Genomic DNA, 20,531 nt, shown 5'->3' on the forward strand with positions numbered 1-20,531 from the left:
TTGCGGATCATCGTATCGGGCATTGGGACGGGGTATCAACCGGCGCTCGGCGGAAATTTCTGTCAACATTTTGTGACAGTCTCTTCTTTGGCTGTATATGAAAGGGTATTATGCCCCCAGCGATTTCCGCACCGGCAGAAAAAAGGTCAACACTGATGCGTCTGGAAGTTTTTTGCGAAGACCGCTTGGGTCTTGCCCGAGAGTTACTCGATTTATTGGTGCTACGCAGCATCGATTTACGCGGCATTGAGATTGCCGCCATTGGCCGTATTTACCTTAATTTCCCCCAACTGGATTTTGATGTTTTCCGTGCCCTGATGGCCGAAATCCGGCGTATTAAGGGGGTCACTGACGTACGCACAATCCCCTACATGCCTTCTGAGCGTGAGCACCGTGCGCTACGCGCCTTGCTGGTTTCTATGCCAGAACCGGTGTTTTCTATCGACATGAAGGGCAAGGTCGATCTGGCCAACCCCGCGGCACAGGCACTGTTCGAACTTGATGAAGATAAAATCCGCCAGCAGACGGCCGCTAGCCTGATCCCTGGCTACAACATTGCCCTTTGGCTTGAGCATGACAGCCAACATCCGCACGCTGAACGCGTCGTGATACGTAGCCAGGACTTCTTGATGGATCTGACACCTATTCAGTTTAATGATGATGAACATCAGGTCAGCGAAGTGGTGGGTGCGGTCGTTATGCTTAAATCTGCCGCCCGAATAGGACGCCAGTTGCAGGATTTAACCGTCAATGATGACAGCGAGTTCGACCACATCGTGGCGGTCAGCAGCAAAATGCGTCAGGTGCTGGCTCAGGCACGCAAACTGGCGATGCTTGATGCGCCATTACTGATTGTCGGCGATACCGGCACGGGTAAAGATTTATTGGCACATGCCTGCCATTTACGCAGCGCGCGCGGCAAGAATGTGTTTCTTGGTCTCAACTGTGCGTCACTGCCGGATGACGTGGTTGAGAGCGAACTGTTTGGCTATGCCGCAGGGGCTTATCCGAATGCGCTTGAGGGGAAGAAAGGGTTCTTCGAACAAGCCAATGGCGGTTCGGTCCTGCTGGATGAGATTGGTGAAATGTCGCCACGTATGCAAATTAAACTGCTGCGTTTTCTTAACGACGGTACCTTCCGCCGCGTGGGCGAAGAGCATGAAGTGCGCGTTGACGTGCGGGTCATGTGCGCCACGCAGAAGAATCTGGTGGAACTCGTACAACGGGGTGAATTCCGCGAAGATCTCTATTATCGGCTCAACGTCTTATCGCTGGCTTTACCGCCGTTACGTGAACGCCAGGCCGATATTATGCCGCTGACGGAACTGTTCGTGGCGCGACTCGCTGATGAGCAAGGTATGCCACAGCCAAAACTGTCTCCGCAACTGGCGAATTATCTGACCCACTACGGCTGGCCGGGCAACGTCAGGCAGCTTAAAAACGCGATTTATCGTGCGCTGACTCAGCTTGACGGTGGCGAACTGCGTCCGCAGGATATCGCATTGCCCGATTTCGATGCCGAAGTGACGCTCGGCGAAGAGGCGCTGAACGGATCGCTTGATGATATCAGCAAGCGTTTCGAACGCTCGGTGCTGACGCGTCTTTACCGCACTTATCCCAGCACCCGTAAACTGGCCAAGCGTCTGGGGGTTTCCCATACTGCTATCGCCAACAAACTGCGGGAATATGGTTTAAGCAGCAGAAAGTCTGAGACTGGCGACGAATAATCAGTCTGTTCTCAGCCCCTGGCGGGCAAGCGCGATGAATCATAAAAAAGCCCTGCATTGAACCGCAGGGCTTTGTTTTTAGTGCTGTGCAGCGCGTAATTATTTTTTTAGCGCAGCCAGCGCGGCTTCATAGTCCGGCTCGGTGGTGATTTCATCCACGAGTTGGCTGTATAGCACGTTGTCCTGACCATCCAGCACGACCACTGCACGGGCAGTCAGACCTGAAAGCGCACTGTCAGTGATCGCGACACCGTAATCATTTTTGAACTCGCCGCCGCGTAGGGTGGAGAGCGTCACGACGTGTGATAAACCCTCAGCACCGCAAAAACGTGATTGGGCAAACGGCAGATCAGCAGAAATACACAGCACCACCGTGTTGTCGATTTCGCCAGCCAGTTGATTAAATTTACGCACAGAAGTGGCGCAAACGCCGGTATCAATGCTTGGGAAAATATTCAACACCTTGCGTTTACCCACAAAACTGCTCAGGCTGACATCAGAGAGATCTTTTGCGACTAAAGTGAAAGGCTTGGCAACGTCGCCTTGCTGGGGAAGCTGGCCAGCAACGCTGACGGGGTTGCTCTGAAAATGTACTGTCTGGGTCATGGTCTTTTCCTTTGTACAGATGAGACAAACGGTGATCAGTTTAGGGTATCGGATGTAAATTGGGTATATAAAGTTTGCTAATCATTGTAGTGAACTATGTTGAGTAATGACGTTGAGTAGTGACCTTCGCGCATGAGCCGAAGGTAGCTTAAAGAGCCTTCAGGAGTCTCAATGAGAAGTGTGCGCTTTTATCCGCAAGCCTGGCCGTTGCATACGGCTTTTGTCATTTCACGCGGCAGCAGAACCGAAGCCCGAGTGGTTGCGGTGGAGATAGAAGAAAACGGTGTACGCGGTATCGGAGAGTGCACGCCATATCCGCGCTATGGCGAGAGCGAAAGCAGCGTAATGGCGCAAATTGCCAGCGTCCTGCCCGCGATTGAGCAGGGCGCCGGGCGCGCAGAATTGCAGAATTTATTGCCTGCCGGGGCGGCGCGCAATGCGCTGGATTGTGCTTTGTGGAACCTCGAAAGCCAGCTCACCGGCCAGACGTTGTGGCAACTGACCGGGATTGCACCGCTCTCTGGCATCAGCATGGCGCAAACACTCAGTGTGGATACGCCGGAAGCGATGGCAGAGGTCGCCATTACCCATCAGAAAAATGGGGCAACACTGCTGAAAATCAAACTGGATGACCATTTGATTACCGAGCGGATGGTGGCTATTCGCAGTGCCGTGCCTAACGTTACGCTCATTGTTGATGCGAATGAGTCCTGGCAAAGTGAAGGGCTGGCGGCGCGTTGTCAACTGCTGGCGGACTTGGGCGTGATGATGCTCGAGCAGCCTCTGCCTGCCGGACAGGATGAGACGCTGGACAACTTTATTCACCCACTACCGATTTGCGCCGATGAGAGCTGCCATACCGTTGAGGACCTGGCGGGGCTCAAAGGGCGCTACGACATGATCAATATTAAGCTCGACAAAACCGGAGGATTGACCGGCGCGCTGGTGCTGGCACAGCAGGCGCATGAGCAAGGTTTTGACATCATGCTCGGCTGTATGCTGTGTACGTCGCGCGCGGTTCGCGCGGCGTTGCCGCTCACCGTCGGGGCTCGATTTATTGACCTTGACGGCCCAACCTGGCTGGCTCAGGACGTCGAACCGCCGCTGGCCTTCCACTGCGGCGTGATTGATCTCAGCGAATCGCAGTAGTATGACCGGTCACCGCGACTATTGCGCCACGCCGGTCAGTAAATCTACCAGCGCCTGCAGGTAGGCTTCACTGGCATAGTCGGCGGAAACCGGCGGATATTCTGCGGTAATGCAAGGCAAGTTGATATCCGCACACCAACTGCCAAAGGAACCCGGTGTGGCGTAACCTACGCTGGTCACCAGCGGCAGCTCGAATGCCTGCGCCAGCCATGCCCCAAGGGCTGAACTGTGGGGATCTTCGATGCAGGCCAGCGGTTCATGGAAGGTCACTACCCATTTTGGGGCCAGTTTTTGGATCAAATCACACAGTGCCTGTGTCTCCAACTCAGAACCTGCCCGGTCGCCCGTTGACAGCAGAACGTCCCGTTCATCTGCCGCGCTATTCCAGCGATAAACCGTTTCGCCACTTTGCCAGTTAGCGCTGGGAAAGTTGCGATTGAGATCAACCCCGTTGGCATTGGCGCGCAACCCTAACTGACAACCATCTGGGTTGACTGCCAGCACCACGTGATGCCTGAGCTGAGCCGGTTCGATGCAGCGCAGGGCGCAAGACAGTGCCACCACCGCCGCGGTTTCGTCTCCGTGGGTACCGGCCAGAATCAGCCCGGTCGTGTGATCCGGTTCGTTTGCCGGAAAGTAGAGCAGCGGCGCACCGAGCAGGGATTTACCATAAGGTGCGCCGAGATTGCTTAATTGTCCGCGCAAGGAGCGGGGTCGCATGTCAGTCATAAGAGTTCCAGAACAGGATTGGAATGAGGATGGCTTTTTCTACCGCAGTTTGCCGTCGGAATGTAGTTTTATCGTTCCCCGTAGGGCATTTATCAACTTTTCTTCTTTCTCTCTGTTTTTCTTCACTGCCGTTTTGTGCGCCAAGACAGATCTATACAGATCTATAGCGAATTTTTATAGGGTATCAATTCAATGAATGATACAACACATGAACATCATTAAATCAATCGGTTGTCAGAGGGAAATACATGTTTGAGGGAAAACTGCTTCGTCCATTTTCTTACACTGCTTGCGCTGGACTGATCGCGCTCTTTTTGGGTACCGCAACGGCGGCTCAGGTTCCTGCGGGAACACAACTTGCCGACAAGCAGGAGATCGTTCGTCATATTAAAGATGAGCCCGCCTCGCTGGATCCGAGCAAAGTGATCGGTTTGCCAGAAGCCCAGGTCGTGCGCGATCTCTTTGAAGGGCTGGTGAATCAGGATGCCAAGGGTAAAAATGTGCCGGGTGTGGCAGAAAGCTGGCAGACTCAGGACAATCAGACCTTTATATTTACCCTGCGGAAAAATGCCCGTTGGTCAAATGGCGATCCGGTCACAGCCCACGATTTTGTTTACAGCTGGCGCCGTCTGGTGGATCCGAAAGGGTTATCGTCCGGCGCATGGTTTGCCGGTCTGGCCGGTATTCAAAATGCTGATGCCATTATTGCCGGCAAAATGCCGGTGGATACGTTGGGCGTGACAGCCATCAGCGATACTCAGCTTAAAGTACAACTGGTACGCCCGGTACCTTATTTTGTTAGCCTGCTGGCGAATTTCAGTTTGTTCCCTGTACATCAGGCCACGGTAGAGAAATTCGGTGCAGACTGGACTAAACCCGGTAATTTGGTAGGGAATGGGGCTTATGTGCTTAAACAGCGCGTGGTCAATGAAAAGCTGGTGCTCGAGCCTAATCCTTACTATTGGGACCATGCGCATACCGTGCTGACTAAAGTCACCTTCGTGCCAATCAACAAAGAGTCGAATGCCACCAAACGTTATCTGGCTGACGATATCGACATCACGGAGTCCTTCCCGAAAGATCAGTATCAGAAGCTGCTCAAAGACATTCCGGGTCAGGTCTACACGCCATTCCAGCTTGGGACCTATTACTACGCTTTTAACACCCAACGCGCACCGACCAACGATGTGCGTGTGCGGCAGGCGTTGTCTTACAGTATTGACCGCAATATCATCGCTGAAAAAGTGCTGGGCACCGGCGAGATACCGGCCTATCACTTCACGCCCGATGTCACTAATGGCTTCAAGCCCACTCAAAGTATTCTCCAGCAGTACTCACAGAAAGAGCTGAATGCACAGGCGAAAAGTTTGCTGGCGGCGGCAGGTTATGGCCCCCATAAACCGCTTAAATTGACGCTATTGTACAACACGTCAGAAAGCCACCAGAAGATTGCCATTGCTGTGGCTTCGATGTGGAAAAAGACGCTGGGTGTTGACGTCAAACTGGTTAATCAAGAGTGGAAAACTTACATTGACAGTCGCAATACCGGTAATTTCGACGTGATCCGTGCCTCGTGGATTGGGGATTATAACGAAGCCTCAACGTTCCTGTCGTTGCTGACCTCAACCCACAACAGCAACATCAGTAAATTTAGCAACGTCAGTTACGACAAAGCTATCAGCGACGCTAGTCGGGAAACCAATGACGTCCGCCGTAACGCAGATTACAACCAGGCTGAGCAGATCATCGCCGAGCAGGCGCCGATCGCGCCGATTTATCAGTACACCAATGGCCGCCTGATTAAGCCTTGGGTGAAAGGTTATCCGATCACTAACCCGGAAGACGTGGCTTACAGTCAGGAGATGTATATTCTTAAGCACTGATTTTCCACATCAGAAAGGCAAAGAGCGTCCGAATTAACGGGCGCTCTTTTTTTGCTAACCGCCACTCAGTGAAGATGACGGCTCATCCTACGGACAATCAGGCTGGCGGCCGAGGCAAGCGTTGCCAGCAACACCACAGCAGACCAGCCGCCTTTTTCAAGCGCGAAACTTCCGAGTGCCGCACCGGCCGACATACCGATAAATACCATCGTGAAGAGTAGGGCATTGAGCCTGCCGCGAGCGGCGGGTTCCAGCCCGTAAACCAGTGTCTGGTGGGCCACCAGAGTGGCCTGGATCCCCAGGTCAAAACCGATGGCGCTGATCACAATTAAGGCTAATTGCCCTTCTGCAGGCAGTAGCGGCAGTAGGAACATCGCGGCAAACGAGATCATCACCAGGCCTGCGCCTAACTGTGTCACCCGTGCGGGGCCGCTTTTGTCTGACATTGCGCCAGCAAGCGGTGCCGCCAGCGCGCCCGCTGCACCGGCCAAACCAAACGCGCCCGCGACGGCGCTGCCAAGGTGATAGGTGTCATTCAGCATAATGGCCAGCGTGGACCAGAATGCACTGAACGCGAGTGAGAGCAGGCCCTGGGCAACGGCGGCGCGTCTTAGCGTTGGGTAGTGTTGCCACAGGTGATACATCGACAGCAACAGGCTAGAATAATTGAGGCGCGACGCTGGCGTAAAGCGCGGCAGTACCCGCCACAGTGCCAGACCAATGACCGCAACACTGGCGGCTGCCAGCTGATACATCACCCTCCAGCCAAAATACTCGGCGACAAATCCGCTGATCACCCGTGAAAGCAGAATACCTACCAGTAACCCAGTCATCACAGTACCGACGGTTTTTCCGCGCTGTGATGCTGGTGCCAGTATCGCCGAAGCGGGAACAATATCCTGCGCCATGGTGGCCGCCACGCCGGTGATCAGGCTGGCAATCAGCAGGCCGTTTATTGCCGGTTCAAGGCTGCAAAGTAGCAACGCGATGGCCAACAAACTGCTTTTTAGCAAAATGATCTTGCGGCGGTCGTACCGGTCACCAAGCGGGACCAGAAACAGAATGCCTAGCGCGTACCCGGCCTGCGTTAGTGTGGGTATCATGCCGATAGACGCGGGAGTAGCCTGCATCCCTTTGCCCATCAAGTTAAGCATAGGCTGGCTGTAATAAATGGACGCGACGCTCAGGCCAGCACCCGCCGCCAATGTAAAGACCATTTTGCCTGACAGTGAAACTTCCGGTTCTGCTGCTGTGGCATTAATACCTTCTGACATGATGTTATTCCTGATAAGTGAGATGACCTGAGTGTCATTCTTCCCCTGAATGGTTATGAGTGGTAGCCAGCCATAAGGTAAAACTGTTATACGTATGTCGTATGAACAAATTAAATTCCAGCGGAATTGACCGCATAGACCTGATGCAAACGCTGGTGCGCATCGTTGAAAGTGGCAGCCTGTCAGCCGCCGCCGCCCAGCTGAATACCAGCCAGCCGACCATCAGCCGCCGGTTGCAATCACTCGAGCGTTTGTTGGGGGTGAAACTGATCTTGCGCACCACCCATGCGATGAAACTCACCGATGACGGTGAACGCTGTTACCAGCAGGCAAAATTGCTGCTTGAGCGGTGGGCCGCACTGGAAGATGAACTGCGCGGAGCGGGGGACGAACCGGTTGGCACGTTGCGTGTGCGTGCACCGCACGCCTTCGGGCAGGATCAAATGATTGAACCCTTGACCCGTTATTTACAACGCTACCCCGATGTGACAATTGATTGGATGCTCAACGACCGCACGCCGGATTTTATCTCTGAAGATATCGACTGTGCTATTCAAGTCGGTAACGTGACCGACCCATCAATGGTCGCGCTTTTGCTGGCTGAAGTGCCGCGAATCGTGGTAGCGCCACCTGAGTTGCTAAGAAAGCATCCGGTGGCGCAGGTCAGCGAACTGGGGCAACTTCCCTGGGTGTCACTCAGTACTTTTTATCGCAACGAGGTCACGCTACGGCATGATATCGATGGGCGGACAGAGAGCTGCATGATCGCCCCACGGCTGGCAACAGACAGTCTGTATGCCGTGCGTAAGGCTGCGCTCGCGGGGTTGGGTGCGGCAATCGTCTCCTCCTGGGTCGTCACAACCGATATTGCCGAAGGGCGATTACAGCAGATATTACCCGGCTGGAGCGCGTTACCATTGCCGGTTTATCTGGTTTATCCCTATTCGACTTACTATCCTGCCCGGTTGCGAAAATTCTTCGACATGATGCGCAGCGTGATGTCGCAGTTGGCCGAAATGCAAGCGCCAACCTAACATTCCGCAGGTTCGCGTTAAACGCTAAACTGGGGAGAGATAACGAATAAAACAGAGAGGATGGTTGTGGACGTCATTAAGGGCAAAGAACTTCAGATTTCTGATGCAGTGTACGCCTACCAGTTAGATGGCAAAGGTGGCGTAAATGAAATTAATACCCAATGTGTCGCCAGCGTTGAAAAGCCGTGCTGGCTGCATCTGGACTATACGCTGCCCGCCAGCGAACAGTGGATCAATACGACGTCACTTCTGCCTGACAACGTGCGTGAAGCATTGGCCGGTGAGAGTGTCCGACCTAAAGTCCTGCGCATGGGTGAAGGCACGCTCATTACGCTACGCAGTATCAATCTCAATGCGGATTCGCGCCCGGACCAGTTGGTCACTATCCGCGTTTACCTCACGGGGAAAATGATCGTCTCCACGCGGCATCGCAAAGTATTTTCGATGGATGAAATGATCTCTGACATGCAGCACGGCACCGGCCCAACCGATACCGGGAGTTGGTTGGTTGAGATGTGTGATGCGCTGACCGATCACACCAGTGACTTTATCGAAGATATGCATGACAAAATCATTGATATCGAAGATGACCTGATGGAGCAACAGGTGCCGGAACGTGGCCAGATGGCGTTGCTGCGTAAGCAACTGATCGTTCTGCGTCGTTATATGTCGCCGCAGCGAGATGTGTTCTCGCGTCTTGCCAGCGAACGCTTGCCGTGGATGAACGATGATGAGCGCCGTCGTATGCAGGAGATTGCTGACCGACTGGGACGGGGTCTGGATGATCTGGATGCCAACATTGCGCGTACGGGGGTGTTGGCGGATGAGATCGGCTCGCTGATGGCTGACGCGCTCAATCGACGGACTTATACCATGTCGATGCTGGCGATGTTGTTTCTGCCCACCACTTTCCTGACCGGCCTATTTGGGGTCAACCTCGGCGGTATTCCGGGCAACACATCACCTTATGGATTTTCCATTTTCTGCCTGTCATTACTGATTTTGGTTGGTGGTGTCGCCTGGTGGCTGAAGAAAAGTAAGTGGTTATAGTGGGAAGGTGGGACGAAAAGAGGCAAAAAAAAGCCGGTCAGAAGACCGGCGTCATTTGAATTAAAGTATCTAACAGATTAATTCTAAAAATTGTAAATAAGACAATATGGAGCACAACGCCCATCGCTTGACGTTGCATTCACCTGCGGGATAGATATTGGACCTGTTGCGCGGCGAATATGTTGATTTCGCGCAATCTTTTTGGGATTTTGTTACCCGATGGCGCTTTGCTCAGCATTTCCTGAGATGCACCTGCGATGATTTTGATTGGACTGGGAGATTTTATGTTGCCGTTTGAACGTATTCATCAGGCCTATAATGATGTGACACAAACAACATTGGCGCGGTGGGAGCGGTCTGATGGATGCGGCTCTGTGCGTGACGAGCCTTTTTATCATCCGACTAAGTTGGCGTTCTCCAGTGGTAACCGGGCCGAACTGCGTCCTGACGTTCTGCGGTTGCTCAGTGCGATGCAAGAGGTAACACAAGATGATCCGTTAGCGGATCTCAATACGGCAAGTGGCGTGCATTTTAGCTTTTTCCCTATAACCAATGCGCTTTATACCCGATTGGAACAGTCTGAGGAACGCGAAGCATTCACCGCTATTTTTAGCCGCTGCTGCGCTGGTCACATCATGCACATCAGCCAATTACGGTTGGTGGCGCTACCTAATCAAATCTTACTGGCGGGTATCCCCGATGCGCGCAGCCTGGACGTTCGAAAGCTTTTCGCTGAGGCGCTGCTGGACTCAAAATGGCAAGACAAGGTCAGGGCGCGTTATCCCTCCGGCGATATTCCCCAGCTTTTCTGGCACAGCACGTTATTGCGCTACAACGCAGAGTGCGTTTCACCCAAACTGCAGGCCCTGTTTCTGCACTTTCAGAACCATGATTTCGGGGCGATATCATTGCCGGTCAGGTTGGTTATGTGCAATTACAACTGGCAGCAAGTGGAATTTCTGGTTTGAACCGCGGATAAAAAAAGCCCGCTTCAATATGAAGCGGGCGAGTTTTGGAGTACTGCTTTTATTATTGCTTTGAGTTATTTAATTTCAAACACGTCTAAACGTTCAATCGCTGCGACGTTTTCATCATCTTGTGGCTGCCAGCCCATAGGCTGCATCGGAATCTCTTCGCGGTCAAACGCAATATCGCCACCGTTTACCACTTCACTGCCATGCTGAATACCTTTGAAATCAAACAGGCTGGCGTCATTAAGATGTGATGGCACCACATTCTGCATGGCGGTAAACATGGTTTCGATTCGTCCCGGGTATTTTTTGTCCCAGTCATTGAGCATCTCACCAATCACCTGACGTTGCAGGTTCGGCTGTGAACCGCAAAGGTTACACGGAATGATAGGGTACTTACGCTCAATGGCAAAGCGTTCAATATCTTTCTCGCGGCAGTAAGCCAGCGGGCGGATCACAATATGCTTGCCATCGTCACTCATCAGTTTCGGTGGCATGCCTTTCAGTTTGCCACCGTAGAACATATTGAGGAACAAGGTTTGTAAAATATCATCGCGGTGATGACCCAGTGCGATTTTAGTACATCCCAATTCAGTGGCTGTACGGTACAAAATTCCACGACGCAGGCGTGAACAGAGTGAACAAGTCGTTTTGCCTTCCGGGATCTTCTCTTTCACAATCGCGTAAGTATCTTCGGTCACAATCTTATATTCCACGCCCAGCTGTTCTAAATAGGCAGGCAGAATATGCGCCGGGAAACCCGGCTGTTTCTGGTCAAGATTAACGGCAATCAGTTCAAAGTTTACTGGTGCACTATGTTGAAGATTAAGCAGAATCTCCAACATAGTGTAGCTGTCTTTGCCGCCGGACAGGCAGACCATAATACGATCGCCTTCTTCAATCATGCCGAAGTCTGCAATGGCTTTACCCACGTCACGACGCAGGCGCTTTTGCAGTTTATCAAGATTGTATTTTTGTTTTGGAATTGGAGTTGTCACAAAGTTCTCTTTCGCATTAGCAATGGCGGCCCAAGCCGCCTGACTCTATGCGCAGTAGGGTACGGATTTTGCCACCGAAAGTCAGTCACATTTTGTGTAAATAAGGGGTTTTTATGCGACTAAGCAGTCCTTCCCACGGATATTCACAGGAAGGAAAGACTCAGATTAGCGATGCGGCGTGACCTCTTGTGTTTTGTCTATCGGCACCCCTTTCGCCGCACGCGCACCACGTTCCGCACTGCGATGCAACACCCAGCCAAAGAGCAGGATGGACAGAGCACAGACCAGGAACAGACCGCGGCCCCACAGCGGATTAGGCACGAGAACCATCAGTAACAATCCGCCGCCCATGTACATGGATATTTTACCGATCTTGTCGCGTTGCAGACGGTCAAACTCATCTTGTTCATTATCGGCATAGACTGGTAATGCCATATCGGTAAAGAATTTATTGCGGATGGCGGTACGTTCTGTGGCCTGCTCTTTGTAAAACAAGGTGGTAAGACAAAAGAATCCGCCGGTAAAGACCATGTGCGAGAAAATGTTCCACATGATGGCGATATCGAGCATTTCCCGTTGGGTAAAGTTCATCCCCAACAGCTTGACCACGTCTGGCGCGGTAAATACGTTGACAATCACGTAAGAAACCATCAGCCCAAACAACACTGTTGCCCAACCGGCCCAGTCGGGCGTTTTACGAATAAAGACCCCAAGGAACAGCGGTACCACAATCGGTGCTTGCATCAGCGTGCCGACTTTCATCATCAGATCGAACAGGCTGACCGTCTGCATGGTGTGCATATATTGTGCTACCAGGATCACCAGCACGCCATTTACCATGCAGATCGCCTGACCAACACGGACCTGATATTTTTCACTGCGTTCGGCATTGCGGTTAACGATAGGCGTCCAGAAACTGCGCACGAAAATCCCCGAGTTGCGGTTCAGCGCTGAATCCATCGATGACATGGTGGCGGCAAACAAACCCGCCATCAACAGGCCAACCGTGCCGAGGGGCATCGCGCGTTCGGCGAAAATCAGATACACCGCATCGGTGGCATTTTTACCGAGTTCAGGGTGCGCGGTGGCGGCATCGGGATACAGGATCGCCACGGCCCAAGGCGGAATAAACCAAATCAGCGTCCCTACGGACATCAACACGAGCGCAAACAGAGCGGCTTTCTTGGCATTGAAACTGTCTTTGGCATTCAGAAAACGGTAGGAGTCTTGTAGGTTATTGATGCTCTGCACGTTCTTAATAAAGAAGAACAAGAAGCAGGCCACCAGCAGCGAAATGTAATGCGGCCCGACGTCCGGCCCGGTAATAAACCCTGAAGGGAATTCGGTCACCAGATTGACTGGCCCGCCGACTTTCACCAGGGCGACCACTGCACAGGCAATCGAGATAATGGCCACCACCAGCGTCTGCACAAAATCACTGGCGACCACGCCCCAGGCACCACTCATTAGCGAAATCAACAGCACCACTATTCCGGTCACCCAGAGTGTCAATGTGACGTCATGTTTGAATACCGCGCTGGCAAATACCGCCAGGCTGTTGAGCCATACGCCGGCGCTGAGAATGCTTAACGGGATGATCATCCAGGTAAAAAACTGCTCGTTGCCTTTACCGAAACGGTGGTTGATCGCCTCAGTGGACGTATCCACGCGCAGTTGGCGAAAGCGAGTAGCAAACCACCACCAGGCCACCAGATAGCCAAATATGTTGCCGGCGAATACGCTGACGACATTGAAGCCGTAGCGGTAGGCCTGTCCGGCAGCACCGGTGAAGGTCCAGGCACTAAACTGGATCATAAAAGCGGTCGCGCCCACCATCCACCACAGCATGCGCCCACCCCCACGAAAATAGTGGCTGGAAGAGCCGGAGGCCATTTTCTTAAATGCGTAGCTGATCGCAATCATTAACACGAAGTAACCGATCATCACTAGAACGTTAATATCCATCGTTGTTAGTCCCTTCAGTGTAGGTGAGGTTTTATGGTTATCTTTTGGTCAGGGTTAATGAGCAATAGTAGGAGACTGCTTTGAAATTAAAAGTAGTACAAATAAGAAAGCTTATATTTGTTGCCAGGATGTGACGCTCGTCACCTGGTGGGCATGTGAGCGCCATTAAATAAAAAATTAATCATTTTCAGAGTGGCTAACTTGCAAAAACTCTGCTTTATTTGTATTACTAAAGGGCATAAAAAAGACCATCGAACCTGAGGGGAATGCATGAAAGTCTCTGTTTTAACGAGAGGTGTTACCGGGATGTTGGGGCTGTTTTTCAGCGCTTCACTGGTGGCGGCAGAGCCGGCATTCCTGGACACCGCGCAGTTGGCGGTGATTAAAAAACAACTGAGCGACCATCAGGCGGCGCCGCAAACCGCAGTGGCTTATCAACAGCTCCTGGCCGCTGCCGATAACGCGTTGTCCAAACCCAATCTCAGCGTGACAGAGAAGGGAATGACGCCACCCAGTGGTTCAAAACATGACTATCTGAGTCTGAGTGCTTACTGGTGGCCGGACGAGAGTAAGCCTGATGGCCTGCCTTGGATCCGTAAGGACGGTAAGGTCAATCCAGCCAGTAAAAATGATCAAAGTGACGGTGTACGGCTGGCCGATTTCACCGCGCGGGTGCAGAACCTGACGTTAGCCTGGTATTTTTCCGGTGAGCAAAAGTATGCAGATAAAGCCGCTGGCCTGTTACGCCGCTGGTTTATTGATCCAGATACTCGTATGAACCCCAATCTCAACTTCGCACAAGGTGTTCCAGGGATTGCGTCGGGGCGTCATTCCGGTGTGCTCGACGGTCGCTACTTCTCAACCCGTATCGTGGATTCGGTGGTGCTGTTGCAGGGTAATCCAGCGTGGAAATCGGCCGATGAACAGGCATTGCATCAATGGATGACCGCGTATCTGGCGTGGTTACAAGGCGATAAAATCGCTAAAAAAGAGCGCCTAACCCAGAACAATCACGGCAACTGGTATGTGACACAGGTGGCGGGCATTGCCTGGTATCTCGACCAGCCGCAGGTTATCAAGCAGATGGCAACGTTGATGAAAAGCAAACTGGATCTGCAACTGATGCCCGATGGCACGCAACCCGCTGAGCTGGCGCGTACGCGTTCTTTCCATTACAGCTACTTTGACCTACAGGCCATTAGTTTAATGGCCAAACTGGCACAGAAAGAAGGCATTGATCTGTGGAATTACCAGACACCGCAGGGAGGTAGCGTCATCAAATCGTTAGATTTTATGGCGAAATACACTGACGACGCCCAGCCGTGGCCGTATAAAACCATCGACCGTATTAGCATACGGCCGGTGCCGCTGCTCTCGTGGGCCGATAATGCGACCGGGACCTCCCGCTATCAGCAGCAGATCCGTCGCGCAACTTTCCATCTGCCGCGCGCCGGTGAAAAACGCCAGGGCGGCTATCATGCTGACGTCACGCGCGGTGCGATAATCGAAGCCGAACGTGAAACCTGGTTGCTTTCATTACCCTCGTGGGCCAAAGGCTACGTCGCGCCAAAACCGGCACTGAGAACCGGGGACACCTCATCATGATTGACTGGCAACCCCTGCTTATCTCACCCGACGAGGCGCAGCAACTGCGCGCCCAGCTTGATGCTGACTCCCTGATGGGACGCGTACTGCGTGAGCAGATAGCCGCCCTTGAAAGCTATATCGTGCAGCCGGTTGAGATCCCCGGGCAGGGTGAGGCGGGCGGAACAGAACATGCACGCCACAAGCAAAACTATTTCTACATCAATCTGGCCGGGCGGTTGTTCATGATTTGTGGGCAGCAAGCTTACCGGGATTTTGCACTGACGCTGCTGAACGGCTACGCATCGATTTACCCTTGGCTGGGTAGCAACGTCAGCAAAGACAGCAATGCGCCAGGTCGCCTTTTTCATCAGACACTCAACGAAAATATGTTCATGCTATACGCAGTGGAGGGATATCACTGCATTATGCCAACGCTGACCGCCGCGGAGTGCGGCCACATTGAAAACCAGTTGTTTCGTGTTATGGCGGATGACGCGCTGACGCGGCATGCCCAAGATTTCGACATCGTACATAACCACGGTGTTTGGTCTGTTGCGGCGATGGCAGTGTGTGGTTACGTGATTGGCGATCACAAACTGGTGGAGAAGGCGCTGTACGGGCTGAAAGGGGACAGTGAAAGTGGCGGGTTCTTTGCCCAACTTTCTCAGCTGTTTTCTCCGGATGGTTACTATATTGAAGGACCCTATTACCAGCGTTTTGCGTTGCGCCCGATGCTGTTGCTGGCCGAAGCTATTCACCGTCGCCAGCCCGAATTACAAATTTATCAATTTCGTGGGCAAATCATTCGAAAAACCTGCGAAGCCCTGATGCAGTGCGCGTTTCCTGACGGCACACTGCCGGCGCTCAATGACGCCTCAAAGAGCATGAATATTCATGATGACGGTGCGGTCGTGGCGGTCAGCGTCTGTTTCCATCGCTATGGTTACCTTCCGCAGTGGATCGCTACGGCCTGGCAGCAAAGCACCCTATGGGTGAGTGCTGCGGGGCTTGCGCTGTCAGTGGCGATGCAATACGAGCCTGCGCAGCAATACCACTGGGGCAGCCTAACGTTGTCGGATGGGCAGGAAGGCCAGCAGGGTGAGTTGGCCATTTTACGCCACGAAGATGCGGGCGGTGAGCTCTCGATGGCGTTGATGTGGTACGGCCAGCACGGCAGTATTCCACGGCTGCATTCTGCACTGAACCACGGCCATTTTGACGGCCTGCATCTGAGCCTGTTTAACCACGGGCGTGAGTCCTTGCGCGACTATGGCTTTGGGCGTTGGGTTAATGTTGAACCCAAATTCGGCGGACGCTATATCCCGGAAAACAATACCTACTGTAAGCAAACTGTCGCCCACAATACGGTGGTGGTGGATGCGCAGAGCCAGAACCAGGGGCAGAGCAGTGAAGCGGAAAAACGCTGGGGAGAACGTCACTTTTTTGTCGTTGATCATCCTGCTGGACAAGGTATGAGCGCCCGGCTGGATGGTTATTATCATGGCGTCATGATGCAGCGTAGCGTACTGATGCTGGATCTGCCTGAACTCGAACAACCTCTGCTGGTGGACGTATTCCGTGTCGTCAGTGAGTTAACCCATCAATATGACTATTGCCTGCATCATCTGGGTCAGTTTGTTCGCAGTGATGCCGAACTGCGGGTGGCCGACACCCTCAGACCACTCGGCACCAACTACGGTTACCAACATCTGTGGGATTGCGCGCGGGCCGACGTTCCCGTAGGTCAATCCGTGCTGTTCAGTTGGCTGGATGGTCAGCGCTATATCACGTTGGTCAGCGCGATGCCGTCCGGTGGTGAACTGATTGTCGCTCGTAGCGGTGCCAGCGATCCGCACTTCAACCTGCGTAATGAACCGGCTTTACTGTTGCGCCAGCACGGCGCTGACGTGCTGTTTGCCAGCGTCATTGAAAGCCACGGCTATTTTGATGAAGCGACGGAAACTTCCCTCGGTGCGCGGGGAAAAGTGGCTCGTGTCAGTGTGCTTTCGCATAGCGCGGGGCAGTCCGAAATACAAATCGACTGCACTGATGAACGCATTTTACGTGTGGTGATTAACAACCATGACACTCCCGAGGCTGGCACAGAGTTCAGCGTCGCGTGGCAGTCATGAAGAGTGTTCGCTTTAAATACTGTTCGTTTTAAATCCATTTTTTTCAGAAAAATGGACTCAGACCTTCCATCCTGTTAACGGAGTTTTTATGTTCAGTGATCTGAAAGACAAACGCGTGTTAATTACCGGTTCAACCAAGGGTATTGGTCTGGCGACGGCGCAGGCTTTTGCCCGAGCGGGTGCCAAAGTGGGCCTTAACGGGCAACGCAGTGATGACAGTCTGCACGTTCTGGCCAAAGAGGTGGCGGCGCTGGGTGGCGAAGCTGAGTATTTCGCTGCCGATCTGACGCAAACCGAGCAGTGCGAACAACTGGTTACTGCTTTTGTTGAACGTTTCGGCGGCATTGACGTATTAATTAATAATGCGGGGGGCTTGGGTGGACGAAAAGGTCTGGAAAGTATTGACGACGCGTTCTATCAGCACGTGATGGATCTCAATGCCCGTTCGGCGCTGATGGTGACGAAATATGCTATTCCACATCTGCGTCGTGCCGCGAAACAAAGTGGAAATACCACCTCAGTGATCAGTACCGGTTCGATTGCCGGTCGTGAAGGCGGTGGCCCAGGCGCGGCGATTTATGCGGCATCAAAAGCCTGGCTGCACAATATTCACCGCAATTGGGTGAAAGAGTTCACGAAAGACAATATCCGCTTCAACGTGGTTTCTCCTGGCACCATCGATACTGTTTTTCATGCGGATAAAAGCGCAGAAGTGCGCGACAAAATTTCCAGTGGTATTGCCATGGGGCGTTTTGGCACGAGTGAAGAGTTAGCACCGAGTTTTCTGTTCTTCGCCTCGCATGCTTGCAGCGGCTACATTACCGGGCAGATCCTTGATGTCAACGGCGGACAAATGGCGCCATAAGACCTAACGCCGTAAAACGGGATGCCGCACCGTGCAGCGTCCCGTCGCTTCGACTATCATGACCGCAGTTAAATGCAGAAATTAAGGGATGATGCATGAGTATGCAGTTCGAAACGGCCGCAGGCATGACCCGGGGCCTGAATACCCATATCGCGCGCGACATTGCCCGCAAAATCCTCTCCGGTGAGCTGCAACCTGGCGTCATTTTACCCAGCGAAATGGATTTGGGAGAACAGTTCGGCGTCAGTCGTACTGCCCTACGCGAAGCGCTGAAGCTGTTGTCATCGAAAGGGCTGCTGGAGTCTCGGCCCAAAGTTGGCACCCGTGTGCGTGCCCGGCCACTGTGGAATATGCTTGACCCGCAGTTGCTGGATTGGATGCAGGGTATGGACGCGACCGAAGAGATATATCATCAGTTTCTGGAGTTCCGACGGGCGATTGAACCCCACGCCACGGCGCTGGCGGCGGTGAATGCCAGTAAAGAGCAGCGTATTGAGCTGTCACGGATTTACCGCCAGATGTGCCAGGTGGCAGAACAGTTTGATCAAGAGCAGTGGGTGGAGATAGATACCCAGTTTCACCGCACGATCTTCATTGCCTCCGGCAACTGCTTTTATGTGCCCTTTGGTAATGTCTTGACCACCATTTTTAAGTGGTTCATCTCGTACTCCTCCAAAGAGGGCGGGATGTGTCTTAATGAGCATAAACTGATTTACGAGGCCATTATGGCCGGTGATGAAGGGGCAGCGTATTCGGCTTCGCTGAGTTTGATGAAAGGACATAAACACCGATTGAAAGGATGAGTTGAGGCGTTACCCAAACCCGCTATTTATTGACATTGAAATTCGAGGTATTGGATTTTAAAACCGGTAGAGAGTGGCCAGTTGCGGTCAACGGCTTCAGCTCATCATGAAACCGGGCGACGCGTACCTACGCCGCTTTTTAGGAAAAAACTGATATTAATTTGCGGTCAATGCTAGACGTTTGGCGAATGGCTCAGATAAGATGGGCGCTGCTAATTTTCCCGCCATTCATCTTCAGGAGCCGCACTGATGATCACTGCGTTACGCGTTTTACTGGTTGGAGCCGTTTTGGTGTTGGCTGCTTGCAGCAGTCATGATGATTCATCCGACGTTCCCCAGAAAGGTAACAGCGTTAATATCGGCGCGCATAGCGTGAATATGGATACCCCAGCGTATGCGGCCTGTTCAATGGCGGGCGGGCAATTACGTCTGGCGCCTCAGCTTGATGGTAGCCGTATTGGCATGTGTTCGTTATCCAATGGCCGACAGTGTTCTGAAGCTGCATTAATGCAGGGACGTTGTAGCGCGGGGTAATGGTGTCGTTGCTCAACCCACATTCACGTTAACTCTGTGGGTTGCCGCCCAAATTAGCGTTAAGAGGCGCTTATCGCCGCGCCTCTTAAACCTCTCCGGTTCTTTCACTTCACGTTTAGGTCCACTTTCGTTGGCCGCCTAAAGCGTTATCGTGTTTTTCCTAACACTGCACTCAAACGGTTATCAGGTTTGCGCAAACCTCACCCTTATCCAATTGTGAAACATTCTGTAGTGTCGTTTCTGAAATACTGATCAGTGCATCGCTGGTGAGAAATGCCTGATGCCCGGTGAACAACACATTGTGGCAAGAGGAGAGGCGGCGGAAGACGTCATCGAGTATGACCTCATTCGAGTTATCCTCGAAAAACAGGTCGCGCTCGTTCTCATACACGTCCATACCCAGTGCGCCAATTTTTTGTTTCTTCAGCGCATCGATGGCTGCACTGGCGTCGAGCAAAGCACCGCGACTGGTATTGACAATCATGACCCCGTCTTTCATTTTGTCAAAAGAGGTCGCGTTGAGTAGATGATGGTTTTCCGGGGTTAGCGGACAGTGCAAGGTGATGACGTCGGATTCGGCGTATAGCGTATCAAGATCGACATATTCAGCGCCAAGCTCTAACGCCAGTGGGCTTGGGTACGGATCATAAGCCAAGATTCGCATGCCGAATCCTTTCAGAATCCTCATGGTGGCAACGCCGATTTTACCGGTACCAATAACGCCTGCGGTACGCTGATGCATATTGAAACCAATCAATCCCTCAAGCGAGAAGTTAGCTTCGCGTGTGCGCTGATAGGCGCGGTGAATATGACGGTTAAGGCACAACATCATGCCTACGGTGTGCTCAGCCACGGATTCTGGGGAGTAAGCCGGTACGCGAACCACCGAAATACCCAGGTCTTTGGCTGCTTTTAGATCCACATTGTTAAATCCAGCGCAGCGCAGCGCCAGTGTTTTTACACCCAACGCTTTGAATTCCTGCAATACTTCACTGCAAGCCTCGTCATTAACGAAAATACAGACGGCATCGGCTCCAATGGCATTTTTAGCCGTGTGTGGTGATAGAAGAAAATCAAAAAATTCAAGTTCGTAACCGTATTGCTGGTTCACCAGCTCAAGGTACTTACGGTCATAACTCTTCGTACTGTAGACAGCCATTTTCATCAGTTTTCTCCATGACAGGCTTTATAGGTAGACACTCTAATATGGTATCTTATAGCGGT

At 52.6% G+C, this 20,531-nt stretch carries 17 protein-coding genes; 11 read left to right on the top strand and 6 right to left on the bottom strand.

Annotated elements, in window-relative coordinates; genetic code table 11:
- Positions 1 to 155: 155 nt before the first annotated feature.
- The gene (tyrR, locus tag IEV89_RS12480; RefSeq protein WP_188473844.1) at positions 156 to 1,727 is read left to right on the top strand and encodes a transcriptional regulator TyrR; all 1,572 of its coding nucleotides are present in this window, start codon (positions 156 to 158) and stop codon (positions 1,725 to 1,727) included.
- Positions 1,728 to 1,826: 99 nt separating this feature from the next.
- Here the strand turns inward: tyrR and tpx are convergent, their stop codons facing one another.
- Positions 1,827 to 2,333 (bottom strand): thiol peroxidase, encoded by a 507-nt coding sequence (gene tpx, locus IEV89_RS12485; protein ID WP_188473845.1) that lies wholly within the window; start codon positions 2,331 to 2,333, stop codon positions 1,827 to 1,829.
- Between the two features lie 171 nt (positions 2,334 to 2,504).
- On the opposite strand from tpx, the gene ycjG reads away from it, so the two are divergent.
- Positions 2,505 to 3,482 (top strand): L-Ala-D/L-Glu epimerase, encoded by a 978-nt coding sequence (ycjG, locus tag IEV89_RS12490; protein ID WP_188473846.1) that lies wholly within the window; start codon positions 2,505 to 2,507, stop codon positions 3,480 to 3,482.
- Between the two features lie 18 nt (positions 3,483 to 3,500).
- On the opposite strand, the gene mpaA is transcribed toward ycjG, so the two are convergent.
- Positions 3,501 to 4,211 (bottom strand): murein tripeptide amidase MpaA, encoded by a 711-nt coding sequence (mpaA, locus tag IEV89_RS12495; RefSeq protein WP_188473847.1) that lies wholly within the window; start codon positions 4,209 to 4,211, stop codon positions 3,501 to 3,503.
- A gap of 248 nt (positions 4,212 to 4,459) precedes the next feature.
- Between mpaA and IEV89_RS12500 the strand changes: the two genes are divergently transcribed.
- Entirely contained in the window at positions 4,460 to 6,094 is a 1,635-nt protein-coding gene (locus IEV89_RS12500; protein WP_188473848.1) for an ABC transporter substrate-binding protein, read from the top strand.
- Positions 6,095 to 6,159: 65 nt separating this feature from the next.
- Here IEV89_RS12500 and IEV89_RS12505 read toward each other — a convergent pair whose 3' ends face one another.
- Positions 6,160 to 7,368: an MFS transporter gene (locus IEV89_RS12505; protein WP_188473849.1), complete on the bottom strand. Its 1,209-nt coding sequence runs from the start codon at positions 7,366 to 7,368 to the stop codon at positions 6,160 to 6,162.
- Positions 7,369 to 7,469: 101 nt separating this feature from the next.
- Here IEV89_RS12505 and IEV89_RS12510 point away from each other — a divergent pair, with 101 nt between their 5' ends.
- From IEV89_RS12510 to IEV89_RS12520, 3 genes are all read left to right on the top strand, one after another.
- Complete coding sequence (locus tag IEV89_RS12510; protein ID WP_188473850.1) at positions 7,470 to 8,402, top strand: LysR family transcriptional regulator; 933 nt, start codon at positions 7,470 to 7,472, stop codon at positions 8,400 to 8,402.
- Positions 8,403 to 8,468: 66 nt separating this feature from the next.
- The gene (gene zntB / locus IEV89_RS12515; protein ID WP_188473851.1) at positions 8,469 to 9,452 is read left to right on the top strand and encodes a zinc transporter ZntB; all 984 of its coding nucleotides are present in this window, start codon (positions 8,469 to 8,471) and stop codon (positions 9,450 to 9,452) included.
- 284 nt (positions 9,453 to 9,736) lie between these two features.
- Positions 9,737 to 10,420, top strand: a complete 684-nt coding sequence (locus tag IEV89_RS12520; protein ID WP_188473852.1) for a hypothetical protein — start codon at positions 9,737 to 9,739, stop codon at positions 10,418 to 10,420.
- Between the two features lie 74 nt (positions 10,421 to 10,494).
- Here the strand turns inward: IEV89_RS12520 and ttcA are convergent, their stop codons facing one another.
- The gene (ttcA, locus tag IEV89_RS12525) at positions 10,495 to 11,421 is read right to left on the bottom strand and encodes a tRNA 2-thiocytidine(32) synthetase TtcA (protein WP_188473853.1); all 927 of its coding nucleotides are present in this window, start codon (positions 11,419 to 11,421) and stop codon (positions 10,495 to 10,497) included.
- Between the two features lie 165 nt (positions 11,422 to 11,586).
- Entirely contained in the window at positions 11,587 to 13,386 is a 1,800-nt protein-coding gene (locus tag IEV89_RS12530; protein WP_188473854.1) for a sodium:solute symporter family transporter, read from the bottom strand.
- Between the two features lie 270 nt (positions 13,387 to 13,656).
- Here IEV89_RS12530 and IEV89_RS12535 point away from each other — a divergent pair, with 270 nt between their 5' ends.
- The 5 genes from IEV89_RS12535 to IEV89_RS12555 all read left to right on the top strand — a co-directional run bounded on the left by IEV89_RS12535 (position 13,657) and on the right by IEV89_RS12555 (position 19,307).
- On the top strand, positions 13,657 to 14,991 hold the full coding sequence (locus tag IEV89_RS12535; protein WP_188473855.1) for an alginate lyase family protein: 1,335 nt from the start codon (positions 13,657 to 13,659) through the stop codon (positions 14,989 to 14,991).
- On the top strand, positions 14,988 to 17,105 hold the full coding sequence (locus IEV89_RS12540) for a heparinase II/III domain-containing protein (RefSeq protein WP_188473856.1): 2,118 nt from the start codon (positions 14,988 to 14,990) through the stop codon (positions 17,103 to 17,105). The genes IEV89_RS12535 and IEV89_RS12540 overlap by 4 nt, the downstream gene beginning before the upstream one ends.
- Positions 17,106 to 17,193: 88 nt before the next feature.
- Positions 17,194 to 17,970, top strand: coding sequence for an SDR family NAD(P)-dependent oxidoreductase (locus tag IEV89_RS12545; RefSeq protein ID WP_188473857.1), 777 nt, complete (start codon positions 17,194 to 17,196; stop codon positions 17,968 to 17,970).
- Between the two features lie 95 nt (positions 17,971 to 18,065).
- On the top strand, positions 18,066 to 18,773 hold the full coding sequence (locus IEV89_RS12550) for a FadR/GntR family transcriptional regulator (protein ID WP_188473858.1): 708 nt from the start codon (positions 18,066 to 18,068) through the stop codon (positions 18,771 to 18,773).
- 249 nt (positions 18,774 to 19,022) lie between these two features.
- A complete protein-coding gene (locus tag IEV89_RS12555) occupies positions 19,023 to 19,307 on the top strand; it encodes a putative hemolysin (RefSeq protein ID WP_188473859.1) in 285 nt (94 codons plus the stop codon).
- A gap of 172 nt (positions 19,308 to 19,479) precedes the next feature.
- On the opposite strand, the gene IEV89_RS12560 is transcribed toward IEV89_RS12555, so the two are convergent.
- Complete coding sequence (locus tag IEV89_RS12560) at positions 19,480 to 20,472, bottom strand: 2-hydroxyacid dehydrogenase (protein WP_188473860.1); 993 nt, start codon at positions 20,470 to 20,472, stop codon at positions 19,480 to 19,482.
- Between the last annotated feature and the right edge of the window lie 59 nt (positions 20,473 to 20,531).

Source organism: Hafnia psychrotolerans, assembly GCF_014639435.1.
Classification (GTDB): Bacteria; Pseudomonadota; Gammaproteobacteria; order Enterobacterales; family Enterobacteriaceae; genus Ewingella; species Ewingella psychrotolerans.

Excerpts from the sequence above, each read along its gene's own strand:
- IEV89_RS12555 (WP_188473859.1), top strand. The coding sequence starts at position 19,023 with ATGATCACTGCGTTACGCGTTTTACTGGTTGGAGCCGTTTTGGTGTTG.
- IEV89_RS12500 (WP_188473848.1), top strand. The coding sequence starts at position 4,460 with ATGTTTGAGGGAAAACTGCTTCGTCCATTTTCTTACACTGCTTGCGCT.
- IEV89_RS12535 (WP_188473855.1), top strand. The coding sequence starts at position 13,657 with ATGAAAGTCTCTGTTTTAACGAGAGGTGTTACCGGGATGTTGGGGCTG.
- IEV89_RS12540 (WP_188473856.1), top strand. The coding sequence starts at position 14,988 with ATGATTGACTGGCAACCCCTGCTTATCTCACCCGACGAGGCGCAGCAA.
- IEV89_RS12520 (WP_188473852.1), top strand. The coding sequence starts at position 9,737 with ATGTTGCCGTTTGAACGTATTCATCAGGCCTATAATGATGTGACACAA.
- ycjG (WP_188473846.1), top strand. The coding sequence starts at position 2,505 with ATGAGAAGTGTGCGCTTTTATCCGCAAGCCTGGCCGTTGCATACGGCT.
- IEV89_RS12505 (WP_188473849.1), bottom strand. The coding sequence starts at position 7,368 with ATGTCAGAAGGTATTAATGCCACAGCAGCAGAACCGGAAGTTTCACTG.
- mpaA (WP_188473847.1), bottom strand. The coding sequence starts at position 4,211 with ATGACTGACATGCGACCCCGCTCCTTGCGCGGACAATTAAGCAATCTC.
- tpx (WP_188473845.1), bottom strand. The coding sequence starts at position 2,333 with ATGACCCAGACAGTACATTTTCAGAGCAACCCCGTCAGCGTTGCTGGC.
- IEV89_RS12550 (WP_188473858.1), top strand. The coding sequence starts at position 18,066 with ATGAGTATGCAGTTCGAAACGGCCGCAGGCATGACCCGGGGCCTGAAT.
- IEV89_RS12510 (WP_188473850.1), top strand. The coding sequence starts at position 7,470 with ATGAACAAATTAAATTCCAGCGGAATTGACCGCATAGACCTGATGCAA.
- tyrR (WP_188473844.1), top strand. The coding sequence starts at position 156 with ATGCGTCTGGAAGTTTTTTGCGAAGACCGCTTGGGTCTTGCCCGAGAG.
- IEV89_RS12530 (WP_188473854.1), bottom strand. The coding sequence starts at position 13,386 with ATGGATATTAACGTTCTAGTGATGATCGGTTACTTCGTGTTAATGATT.
- IEV89_RS12545 (WP_188473857.1), top strand. The coding sequence starts at position 17,194 with ATGTTCAGTGATCTGAAAGACAAACGCGTGTTAATTACCGGTTCAACC.
- IEV89_RS12560 (WP_188473860.1), bottom strand. The coding sequence starts at position 20,472 with ATGAAAATGGCTGTCTACAGTACGAAGAGTTATGACCGTAAGTACCTT.